Source organism: Rhodococcus sp. C-2 (genome assembly GCF_027854095.1).
Lineage (GTDB): Bacteria > Actinomycetota > Actinomycetes > Mycobacteriales > Mycobacteriaceae > Rhodococcus_F > Rhodococcus_F qingshengii.
Map to the genome: position 1 here is coordinate 428152 of NZ_JAQGFI010000003.1, position 11761 is coordinate 439912.

9 protein-coding genes are annotated in these 11761 nt (G+C 61.5%); 6 read left to right on the forward strand and 3 right to left on the reverse strand.

The window, feature by feature from the left end; genetic code table 11:
* The first annotated feature begins 8 nt into the window (after nt 1-8).
* Nucleotides 9-878, forward strand: coding sequence for a TIGR03619 family F420-dependent LLM class oxidoreductase (locus tag PCS43_RS08535; protein ID WP_209910256.1), 870 nt, complete (start codon nt 9-11; stop codon nt 876-878).
* A 44-nt stretch (nt 879-922) separates the two neighbouring features.
* On the opposite strand, the gene PCS43_RS08540 is transcribed toward PCS43_RS08535, so the two are convergent.
* Nucleotides 923-2245: a ClC family H(+)/Cl(-) exchange transporter gene (locus PCS43_RS08540; protein WP_042451676.1), complete on the reverse strand. Its 1323-nt coding sequence runs from the start codon at nt 2243-2245 to the stop codon at nt 923-925.
* Nucleotides 2246-2359: 114 nt separating this feature from the next.
* The gene (locus PCS43_RS08545) at nt 2360-2980 is read right to left on the reverse strand and encodes a LysE/ArgO family amino acid transporter (protein ID WP_042451547.1); all 621 of its coding nucleotides are present in this window, start codon (nt 2978-2980) and stop codon (nt 2360-2362) included.
* 75 nt (nt 2981-3055) lie between these two features.
* Here PCS43_RS08545 and PCS43_RS08550 point away from each other — a divergent pair, with 75 nt between their 5' ends.
* The 5 genes from PCS43_RS08550 to PCS43_RS08570 all read left to right on the forward strand — a co-directional run bounded on the left by PCS43_RS08550 (nt 3056) and on the right by PCS43_RS08570 (nt 10242).
* Nucleotides 3056-3949: a LysR family transcriptional regulator ArgP gene (locus tag PCS43_RS08550; RefSeq protein WP_030536105.1), complete on the forward strand. Its 894-nt coding sequence runs from the start codon at nt 3056-3058 to the stop codon at nt 3947-3949.
* 132 nt (nt 3950-4081) lie between these two features.
* On the forward strand, nt 4082-5554 hold the full coding sequence (locus PCS43_RS08555) for a class I adenylate-forming enzyme family protein (RefSeq protein ID WP_054826947.1): 1473 nt from the start codon (nt 4082-4084) through the stop codon (nt 5552-5554).
* 85 nt (nt 5555-5639) lie between these two features.
* Nucleotides 5640-7487 (forward strand): DUF3556 domain-containing protein, encoded by a 1848-nt coding sequence (locus PCS43_RS08560; RefSeq protein WP_042451545.1) that lies wholly within the window; start codon nt 5640-5642, stop codon nt 7485-7487.
* A complete protein-coding gene (locus PCS43_RS08565) occupies nt 7484-8917 on the forward strand; it encodes a phytoene desaturase family protein (RefSeq protein WP_209910250.1) in 1434 nt (477 codons plus the stop codon). Before PCS43_RS08560 ends, PCS43_RS08565 begins: the two co-directional genes overlap by 4 nt.
* 35 nt (nt 8918-8952) lie before the next feature.
* Entirely contained in the window at nt 8953-10242 is a 1290-nt protein-coding gene (locus PCS43_RS08570) for a PucR family transcriptional regulator (RefSeq protein WP_030536101.1), read from the forward strand.
* A 107-nt stretch (nt 10243-10349) separates the two neighbouring features.
* On the opposite strand, the gene PCS43_RS08575 is transcribed toward PCS43_RS08570, so the two are convergent.
* Nucleotides 10350-11660, reverse strand: a complete 1311-nt coding sequence (locus PCS43_RS08575; RefSeq protein WP_209910247.1) for an HNH endonuclease signature motif containing protein — start codon at nt 11658-11660, stop codon at nt 10350-10352.
* Between the last annotated feature and the right edge of the window lie 101 nt (nt 11661-11761).

An 11761-nucleotide genomic window follows, 5' to 3' on the forward strand; every position in this document is an offset into this window, starting at 1 on the left:
ATCTTCCGATGAAGTTCAGCCTCGCCGTGGCGATGATTCCCCTCTCTCAACTCGTTGCACTTGCGAAAGTGGCCGAAGAATGCGGCTTTTCTTCGATCACGATGCCCGACTCACTGTTCTTTCCCGAGCGGGGCGCTACCGGGTATCCGTATACCGCTGACGGTGTGCGGATGTGGGACGCGAAGACACCATTTGTAGACCCCATGATTGCCGCGGCCTTCATGGGACCCGGAACGTCGAAGATTCGCTTTTATCCGCAGGTGCTCGAGCTCAGCTCACGCAATCCTCTGCTGCTGGCAAGCCAGGTGGGGTCGGTCGCGAATCTGACAGGAGGCCGCTTCGGTCTCGGGGTCGGTGTGGGCTGGGCGCCAGAGGAATTCGAGTGGTGCGGCGCTTCCCCCAAGGATCGAGGCCCGCGAGTCGACGAGATGCTCGAGGTACTGCGACTGGTTCTAGGCGGCGGTATGGTCGAACATCACGGCAAGTTCTTCGACTTCGACAGGCTGCAGATGAGCCCGGCGCCGGTCGATCCCGTCCCCATCTACATCGGAGGACATTCCGCGGCCGCATTGCGCCGTGCAGCGCGAGTGGGTGACGGTTGGACCTCGGCTACAGTCTCTTTCGCTGATCTGCAAGCTCTCATCGAGAGGATCGGCGTCCTGCGGGTCGAGTACGGGCGCGCCGAGTCCCCGTTCGAAATTCAGGCCGTCTGCGCCGATCGCTTCGGTCTCGACGGCTCCCTGGAACTGGCCGATAGCGGAGTGACGGAATCGATCGTCATTCCTTGGGCCATGTACGGCCTCGGGTTCGACTGCGACCTGGAAGCGAAGAAAGATGCGGTACGCAGGTTCTCCGAGGAAGTCATCTGCAAATTCTGAAATTCACGTAGCGCACCCGTGCTGCAATGACCCGTGTGCGGGGATCAATCCGTATGCGGGCGTTGCGGCTCCAACATCCGTTCGCGCAGACTGTCGTAGATAGGTGCCGACCCTGCCGACGTGGTGACGAATACCGCTGCCGCAGTGGCAGCGAGCATCGGGACCAGCGTCGACGTCACCGCGGTCATTTCGACCACGATCACGATGCCGGTGAACGGTGCGCGTACTACGGCGCCGAAGAAGGCCGCCATACCGACGGTGGCCATGGTGACCGTGAGCCCGGCGTCCACTCCGGGCACGAAGCTCGACAGTCCGGTGAAGATCGACCCCCAGAGCGCGCCGAGAGCGAGTAAGGGAGCGAACAGTCCGCCGGGAGTTCCAGCGGCATACGAGAGCGGGCCGGTGAAGAACCGAACCACCAAGTACAGCAGCAGGATCGGCAGTACGAAGGTCCTTCCGCCGACGATCATCTGTGCAAGAACGTCGCCGCCCCCACTGGCCAACGGGTCGAGGAACAGCGTCAGGCCGATGACGGCGCCGATCGTTGCGCCGATGACAGTCGGTGGGATCTTGTCGAGCCGTGCCACGATGTCGAGTAGTCCTAGAATCAGGCGGTTGTACGCAATACCCAGTAGCCCCGTGAGGATTCCGAAGACGACGAACAGTGGCAAGAATGCGAGTTGAGGTGTCGGGACGGTGCCGACTTCGAAATCGGGTTGATCACCGATGACGATCCGTGCACAGCCCACCGCCACTGAAACACCGAAAAGGGTTGGCAGCACGGTGCGCAGCCGGAACGAGTGCGTCACCTCCTCGCAGACGAACAGTGCTCCCGCGATCGGCGCGTTGAATGCGACAGCGAGACCTGCTCCGGCCGTGGATGTTTGCAGCATGGCGACGTCGGGTTCGGTGAGGCGGGCTCGCCGTCCCGCTTCTGCTCCGATCGCCGCACCCATGTGTACGGTGGGGCCTTCACGACCGAGAACCAGACCGGAGCCGATCGCCAAGAGGCCGCCGATGAATCTGGCGGGCACGAGATTGATTCCCGGCGGTTTCGCTTCACCGCGGGACACCGCCTCGACGTGCTGGATGCCGCTTCCCTTTGCGAGGGGCACTCGTCTGACGATCAGTACGGCAAGTACGGTACACAGGGCCACCAGGAGGACCGGCACGAGCCACCCGACGTACGGAACGTGATGCGCCCAGTTCACGATCGCCTGACGAAGTTCGTCGGCCCTGATCAGACACCAACGGAACGCGCCGCCGACAAATCCGACCCCGACGCCGGCGACCGCAGCGAGTAGACACAGCAAACCCAGTCCGCGGTTGGAGTCACGCGGTTCGGTGCCGCCATCGTCCTCGGTCATCGTGATCAGCCCTACCTGATGGTCACAACTCGCGACAGGTGAATTGAGCTTCCTCACCTTGGACGGTAACCCATCGCGCTACCCGCAGGGTCGGATCGAGGTTGTGCAGCCTGGTCACAATTCGACAAGCAGGCTGATTCCGAGAACCGCCATCATCACGGCGATCAGAGCATCGAGAACCCGCCAGGCGTTGGGTTTCGCAAAAAGCGGCGTCAGCAGACGTGCGCCGTAACCGAGGGCGCCGAACCAGACCACACTTGCCGTGATGGCACCGGCGGCAAACCACCAACGTCCGATCTCGCCGCGACCGTTGGCGATGGAACCCATGAGCACGACGGTGTCGAGGTACACGTGTGGATTGAGCCAGGTGAGAGCCAATGCCATCGTGACGGCGGCAAGCCTCGACCCGTTGCCATGTCGATCCGGCGCCAACGTCTGGGGGTGAAGTGCCCGCTTGGCGGCGAAGAGCGCATAGCTGAGGAGGAAAACGGCGCCGGCGATACGAACGAACGTGATCATCGACGGTGCGTGTTCGAGGAGGGTCCCGATTCCGCTGACGCCCGCGAGGATGAGAATTGCGTCTGACAACGCGCACACTGCGACGATCGGGAGTACGTGTGATCGCGTCAGGCCTTGACGAAGAACAAACGCATTCTGGGCGCCGATTGCGACGATCAAAGACAGTCCGACCCCGAAACCGACGAGGGCCGACGCAGGGTCGTTGGTGCTGAGCATGTCGTCGAGCCTGCCGCTCGGATTTCAGTCAGTCCAGCTAATGATTCTTAGGATGCATCAGAGTAGCTTCAGATTATGTTGGATTTCGAGCAACTGAGGGCATTGCACGCCGCGGTCGACGAGGGAACCTTCGAGGCGGCGGCGCGGAAGTTACACATCACGCCTTCGGCGGTCAGCCAACGAATCAAAGGTCTCGAGACCTCGGTTGGCCGGATCCTGGTGCAGCGCACCAAACCCATCCGGGTCACCGATTCGGGGAGAGAAGTCCTGCGTCTTGCCCGTCAGATAGACGCACTGTCGCGTGACACCGTGCGAGAACTCGGCCTTGAAAATGGTTCAGGGATGTTTGCACGCGTCTCGATCGCGGTCAATGCCGATTCGCTGTCCACCTGGGTTCTCGGGGCCCTCGCGGAGTTCACGCAAGAAGTCAGTTTCGATTTTCATCTCGACGATCAAGACCACACCACTGAACTACTGCGCGACGGTTCGGTCATGGCTGCCGTCACCTCTGTTGCGTCACCGATTCAAGGGTGTACCTCCAGCCGTTTGGGCATCATGCGGTATCGGCCGATGGCGAGTGCGGAGTTCTGCCGTCGTTGGTTCGCAGACGGTGTCACGGCCGAATCCCTTTCGGAGGCGCCGCTGGTTGTGTTCAATCGCAAGGATCTACTGCAGGATCGCTACCTCGATCAAAAGGTCGGCCACCCCGCCGATCCGCCCCGTCATCTTGTTCCTTCATCGGCAGACTTCGCGGACGCCGTCAGGCGGGGATACGGCTGGGGATTGATACCGGACCTGCAGCGCGGCGACGACGATCGCTCCGGCGTGCTGATCGGATTCGATCCGGACTTCGTGGACGACGTTCCGCTGTACTGGCAGCAGTGGAAACTGTCGTCACCTGTCTTGCGCCGGATCTCCGAGGTGGTGACCAGACGCGCCCACGAGGTGTTGCATCAGCCGTCGAACTGATGCATACCGTACGTGTGGTGTTGTGCTCAGGGAACAAAGAACCTGGACAAGTTGATCCCCTGGGACCGTTTCTTCGGCCGCAGGACGCCGATAGTGTTTTGAGTCACACACGAATGAAAGGTGCTGACTCTCGTGGCGAACATCGGATATCTGGCTTGGGATCTTGCAGAGAAGTACGGGCAGAAGCCGTGCTTGCGGGACGACCACGTCGAACTCACGTATGAAGAGTTCGCAGATCGCACGGAAGCTGTTGCCGCGCAATTGGCTGGACTCGGAATCGGCCTCGGTGACGTGGTGGCGATCATGCTGCCCAATCGCGTCGAGTTGCTGATCGCGATCATGGCTGCCTGGCGCATCGGTGCTGCCGCTACACCCATCAATCCGATGTTCACCGCGAACGAAGCGGACTACCAGATCGCGGACTCCGGGGCCGAGTTGGTCATCACCGCCACTGCCGACGCACCCTCGGGCGGCCGCGCAGTGTTGGCCGTCGAGGATCTGGCGACAGTGCCGCCGACCGATCCCCGACCCGGAATCGATGTTGCAGCAGACGATCTGGCGTTGCTCATCTACACCAGCGGCTCCACCGGACGGCCCAAGGGAGTGATGCTGACTCATGCCAACCTGCAGTTCATGGCTTCGTCGATGGGCAAGAACATCGGTGTTACCGGCGCGGATCACTGCCTGCTGATTCTGCCGCTGTTCCATGTCAACGCGATCTGCGTCAGCGTCTTGACGCCCTTACTTGTCGGCGGACAGGTGAGTGTCACCGGGAAGTTCTCGGTTTCGAGATTCTTCGACGACGTCGCGCGGCTTCGCCCCACGTATTTCTCGGCGGTGCCGGCAATCTACGCGATGCTGACCTCACAGCCGGAAGACCCTTCGATCGACACGTCGTCCTTGAGGTTTGCCGTGTGCGGTGCGGCGCCGATCAGCAAGGAACTCCTCGAACGCGCTGAGCAGCGTTTCGGTTTCGTGATCGTGGAAGGTTACGGACTCACCGAGGGGACCTGTGCGTCGGCCTGCAATCCTGTGGACGGCGTGCGCAAACTCGGTACGGTCGGCCCGGCGTTGCCCGGCCAGCAGATTTCCATTCTTGCCGAGGACGGAACCTTTGCGCCCGCCGGGACTGCCGGAGAGGTGGTCATCAAGGGTGGCAACGTGATGCGTGGCTATCTGGGTAAGCCGGAGGAAACTGCGAAGACCGTCAAGGATGGTTGGTTGCATACCGGTGACGTCGGAGTCCTCGACGAGGACGGCTACCTGACCCTGGTCGATCGCATCAAGGACATGATCATCCGTGGGGGAGAGAACATCTACCCCAAGGAGATCGAAAACTCGCTCGCTACGCACCCTTCCGTGCTCGAGGCAGCCGTCATCGGCGCTCCGCACCAGGTCTACGGAGAGGTGCCAGTTGCCTATGTTGTCGCCTACCCCGATGCGCCCGTCACCGAAGACGAACTGCTCGAACATGTCACGGCCTTGCTCACCCGAGTAAAGGTGCCAGTGGCGATCTACGTCGTCGATGCGCTTCCCCGAAACCCGGTGGGCAAGATCGACAAACCTGGAATGAGACGAGCTCTGAGCGCAACTCCCGCTCACTAGTCACTTCCCCGTAGTACCAGCACAACTCGACGACGTCCGTCGAGTCGATCCGTCATGCCCACATTCCGTATTTCAGGAGCACATCATGGGATTCAAAGAAGGAAACTTCCCTCCCGTCGATCCGGCAACGTTCATGGACAAGCCGTTTCTCGAGCGTCTGCGTGACATGTCCACGCACTGGGTGGATTACGGCTTCGGTACGCCGAAGATGGTCCACACCGTCTACATCATGAAACTGTTGTTCCTTTACCTGGCAGCTGGAACAGCCGTTGCCACTTTGACTTCCGGCCTCTCGTGGTTCGACATCGGATCGTGGTGGAACCAGCCGATCGTCTACCAGAAACTCATCATCTGGACGATGATGCTCGAGATGCTGGGCTTGGCAGGATCCTGGGGGCCGCTCGCCGGCCACTTCAAGCCGATGACCGGTGGAGTTCTCTACTGGCTCCGCCCCGGCACCATTCGTCTGCCACCGTGGCCGGGCAAAGTGCCGCTCACCTCGGGTGACACCCGCACGGTGTTCGACGTCTTCATCTATGTCGCCGCAGTCGCCAATCTCCTTGTTGCCGCTGTTCTCCCCGGTGTTCACACCACAGGAATCGACTCGGCAATCGCTGACAATGCCGGACTGGTGCGCCCGACGGTCTTGTACTCCTTCCTGGTACTCATGGTGATTCTCGGGTTGCGGGACAAGGTGCCCTTCATCGCTGCCCGTAGTGAGCAGTACCTGCCGGCGATCTTCTTCTTCACATTCCTGCCGTTCGTCGACATGATCCTGGCGCTCAAACTGCTGATCGTCATGGTGTGGATCGGTGCCGGTGTCTCGAAGTTCGGTCGCCATTTCTCGCTGGTGGTTCCTCCGATGCTCAGCAATACCCCGTGGATCCCGTCGAAGAAGATCAAGCGCGCCCACTACCGGAATTTCCCGGAGGATCTGCGGCCTTCACATCTGGGCGGCGGCGTCGCACACGTGGCCGGAACGATGGTCGAAATCGTCACCCCGTTGATACTGCTGTTCTCGACGAACAAAACCCTCACGATCCTCGCCGTGATCCTCATGGTCGGATTCCATCTGTTCATCGCGTCGACCTTCCCGCTTGCCGTCCCACTCGAATGGAATCTTCTGTTCGCCTACGCCTCGGTCTTTCTGTTCCTGGGATTCCCGGCATGGGACGGCTACGGACTCGGCGCCATGTCCTCACCGTGGATTACCGCGGGAATTGTTGCAGCCCTTGCCTTCTTCCCCATCCTCGGAAACCTTCGACCCGATCTGGTGTCCTTCCTGCCGTCGATGCGCCAGTACGCCGGCAACTGGGCATCCGCGACGTGGGCATTCGCGCCGGGCGCTGAAGCCAAGATCGACCAGTTCATCAAGCGTCCGTCGCCGGATACGCGCAATCAGTTGATGACGATGTACCCCGAAGATGTGTCCGATGTCGTTCTGCATCAGCTGTTGGGCTGGCGTTCCATGCACAGCCAGGGGCGTGCGCTGTTCTCTCTGATGATCAGGCACCTCGGCGACGACATCAACACGTACTCACTGCGGGAAGCAGAGTTCATGTGCAACTCCATCGTCGCCTTCAACTTCGGTGACGGGCACCTGCACGACGCGAAGTTGATCGCAGCCATTCAGCGTCGCTGCAATTTCGCACCCGGTGAGTTCCTGGTGACCTGGATCGAATCGCAGCCCATCCACAAGGGAACGCAGGAGTACCAGGTGATCGATGCCGCTCTCGGTGTCATCGAACGAGGTACTTTCAAGGTCGCCGACGCAGTCGCCGAACAGCCGTGGTTGCCGAACGGGCCCATTCCGTTCGACGTTCAGTGGACACTGGACGTACGGGCCGACCGCGCGGCAACGGATCCGCAGGTTGTCTCCGAACCGAAGATGCGTACGAGGGTCAGCGGTAGCGAGCAAGAGGTGAGTAAGTGACAAAGGCCGTAGTCGTCGGCAGCGGGCCCAATGGGCTCGCTGCCGCGGTACACCTCGCACGTAGCGGTGTGGACGTGCAGGTGCTCGAGGCTGCCGACCAGATCGGCGGAGGCACCCGCTCCGGTCCGATCGACGTGCCGGGGTTGATCCATGATCACTGCTCGGCGTTTCACCCGATGGGTATCGGCTCGCCGTACCTGTCCAAGCTGGACCTCGAGCGATACGGGCTGATCTGGAGATGGGCAGAGGTGGACTGCGCGCATCCGCTCGACAACGGGGACACCGGGGTCCTGTACCGCTCGCTGGAGCAGACGGCTGCGGGGCTCGGCGCTGACGGGCCTCGATGGCAACGCATGTTCGGTGACTTGTCGACTGGGTTCGATGCGCTGGCGTCCGATCTGATGCGCCCGATCGTCAATGTTCCGCACCATCCGCTGCGGCTCGCAGCTTTCGGTCCGCGAGCGCTGCTTCCGGCAACGGTGACCGCCAAACTGTGGAAGACGGACAAGGGGAAGGCGCTGTTCGGCGGGGTTGCCGCACACGCCTTCTATCCACTCAACCGTCCGGCCACCTCGGCGGTGGGATTGATGATCACTGCTGCTGGTCACCGCTACGGTTGGCCGGTTGCCGAGGGAGGTTCGCGGTCGATCACCGACGCGATGGCTGCGATGCTCCTCGATCACGGCGGCAAGATCGACACCGGCGTTCGGGTTCGTACGGCCTCCGAGATTCCGGACGCCGATGTTGTTCTGCTGGATGTCAATCCGGGGGGTGCGCTCGAAATTCTGGGCGATCGACTCCCTGGTCGAGTGGCGAGGGCCTATCGAAAGTTCAAGCAGGCTCCCGGAGCATTCAAGGTCGATTTTGCGATCGAAGGTCATGTGCCGTGGACCAATCCGGACTGTGCTCGGGCCGGAACTGTCCATCTGGCAGGTGGTTTCGACGAAATCGTGGCCGCTGAGCGTGAGACGAATTCAGGCCGTATGCCGGACCGGCCGTTCGTGCTCCTAGGTCAGCAATACCTGGCTGATCCCACCCGATCCGCCGGGAACGTTCATCCTCTGTATGCCTATGCGCACGTGCCTCACGGTTACGCCGGCGACGCTACGGAGGCGATCATCCGTCAGATCGAGAGGTTTGCGCCAGGATTCCGGGAGCAGATCGTCGCGACGTCGAGCAGTGGTACAGCTGACCTGGCAGAGGACAATCCGAATCAGGTAGGCGGCGACATCATCGGAGGTGCCAACACCGAACTGCAGGTTGTCTTGCGTCCGCGCGTCGCAGTCGATCCGTACAGCACGGGGATCGCGGGCACTTACCTGTGCTCGGCCTCGACCCCGCCGGGTGCCGGAGCACATGGAATGTGCGGGTACAACGCAGCCGAATCGGCTCTGAAGTACCTGCGACGAAAGGGTGCGGAAGTTCTGTGAGTAGTCCATCGCACAAGGAGCGAGGCGCCGGTGCGATGCGGCGCCTCGCCCGAGTGCCTGCAGCCGCGGAGCCGGAAGTGCTTGCGGTGGTTGCCGAGTTGGCACGACGACTCGACGAGCGCAGCGCCGACATCGCGCGTGAGATGGCCTTCATGATGGCTCACGAAATCGACCAATTGGATGCAGACGCCAAATTGCTCGAAATGCTCGAGGCCAGCGTGCAGGGAAACATCACGACGATCATCCACGTATTGGCCAACGACATTCCGATCGATCATCTCCAACCCACCACTGCTGCAGTGGAATACGCGCTGCGTCTGGCGCAGCGGGATGTCCCGTCCAACTCCCTTGTCCGGGCCTATCACATGGGCCAAGGCGATCTGATGCGGATCTGTCACGACGAGATCAGCACACTGGATATTCCGGCGCGACTCACTTTGGCTGTCCTGAAACACACTTCGGACGTGGTCTACAGCTACATCGACTGGATCACGCTCTACGTCTTCGACGCGTACGAGCGGGAACGCAGTCGATGGATGGCAGCGCAGGGAAACCTCCATTCGGCCGCAATCCACGCCCTCCTGTCCGGCACCAACGCAGATACCGCTGCTTTCGAAGCGGAGACCGGGTACCGCCTCGGTCAGAACCACGTCGCCCTGGTGGTCTGGTCGACGTGGGATGCCGACGTCATGGGCATCAATACGCTGGACCGACTCGTACGTGATCTCGGCGCAGCGGCGGGAGCGGACAAGCCGCCGATCATCACCGCCATCGATCGACGCACGGTGTGGGCGTGGCTGCCGTTCGGTCGCCGGGTGCCTGCGCCGGATCCGGAGGTTCTCGCGGCGGCAGTGCCGTTGGACGGCGGGGCGCGGGTGGCAATCGGACTGCCGGGGTCAGGGGTCGACGGTTTCAAACGGTCCCACGAACAGGCAACCGCCGCCTATTCGGTTGCTGCCGTCCCGGATACACCGCAGCGACCTGTGGTGAGCTTCGGAGACCGCGGCGTCGCTGTGGTCTCACTTCTGTCCGAGAACATCGATTCGACGAAGTCATGGGTCTGGGAGGTGCTTGGCCCGTTGGCGGAAGATACGCCCTCTGCTGCATCCTTGCGGACGACGTTGAGTGTGTACTTTGCACATGGTGAAAGTCATCTGCACACTGCCAATCACATGAATCTGCACCGGAATACGGTGAAGTATCGCATCAACAAGGCGCTCGGCGATCCAGTTGCTGCCGGCCGAGACAAGTTGGATCTTGCTCTGGCCCTGCAGGTTTGTGAGTTGTTGGGTAGATCGGTCTTGCGCCCCGCGCGAACGTCGTGAGTTGTGGAAAGTTGTGGACGCGACACGGCCTGTGGGCTCCGTATCGGGGTTTGATGTCCGATGCGGAGCCTGGCCGTGTTCTGTTGTCGCCAAAGAGGTTTGACCCCTCAGGTTTTGAAGGTGGTGTTCGCGGGCCGTGGGTGCTGGCCGGGGTCGATCGAGGGCGGCGGGACGAACCAGGGTTTGTTGTCGGCGCCGATTCGGATTTCCCATTTGCCGACGAACCCGGATTTCCGGTGCATCAGTCGGTGATGTGAACGGCACAGCAGGACCAGGTTGTTCATCACCGTCGGGCCGCCGTTCGCCCAGTGCCGGATATGGTGCGCATCCGTCCAGGCAGGCACACATGAACACCCCGGGAACGCGCAGCCTCTGTCTCGGGCGATCAACGCCACTCGCTGTTCGGGGGTGACCAATCGTTTTCCGGGTTTCGCATCGAGCGGTGCGCCGTGATCGTCGAGCAGGACGGTGGAGAGGAAGCAGTCGCAGCCGAGGAGTCTGGTCTGTGACACGGACAGTGGTCCGAGCCAGGGCATGTGCCCGACATCAAGATCGGCCAGGTCCAGAGAGTCGTCATCACTCGAATCCGAAGACTGTGCGGCACAATCCCGATGCTCCGCCAGATCCCGAGCATTGATGTGCACGTTCACATGCGGACGCTGACCACCATCGGTACCGGTTTTCGCGCAGTCCAGGTAACGGCGGATCAGTTCGGTGAACCCGTCCGCGGTGCGTTTCGCCGCCGACCGGGCATCCGGGGTTCCATCCGGTGCTGGGGTGGGCATCGTCAGATTCGACAACGCCGACAGCAGCATCTCACCGGTGAGGGCGTCGAAATCACCACGCACCACCACTCGACCGTTCAAGGTCGACGCGATCCGCAACTCGTTGAGATCGACATCTTCGGCGGGCGGGATCTCATCCGATTCGAACAACCGCTCCAAGGTCGCGATCACGTTCCGCACTTTCGTCGTCGTCGCTTCCACCCCCGACGCAGCAGCGAGCAACAAATCGATGCACTTCGGTAATGCCTCCTCCGGCATGCCTTTCGGTGGTGACTCGCAGAACGCCACGATCAACACGGCATGATCGAACGAGCAGTCCCCGCCATCGAACCGAGCCGCCACCGCCGGAAACGGCCGCAAAGCAGCACCCAACGCGGCGATCTTCTTCCCGTCCCGAACCTGCAGCATCGTGTTGGCCGCCAACCAGGACCCCACTCCGCGGCTGGCAATCACCTGATCATCCGGCCGCAACGACAACTCGTCCACCACGGCCACCCGCACGGCTTCCAGGCGCAGAATCTCCGCACTCGCCTCGACAGCAGCAGCGCGCAACTCGGCAGCAGTCAACCGCCACAACCGTCCGCGTAACCCCACCGCAGAACCCGACACCACGTCCGACAACAAGACACTCATTGAATCCCCCGATCCCCTCCCGAAATCATATTCGAATATGTGTTCGAGTCAAGGGGTTATTCACCAACGAATCGGCCTGACTCTGTGATGTCAGCGGGTTG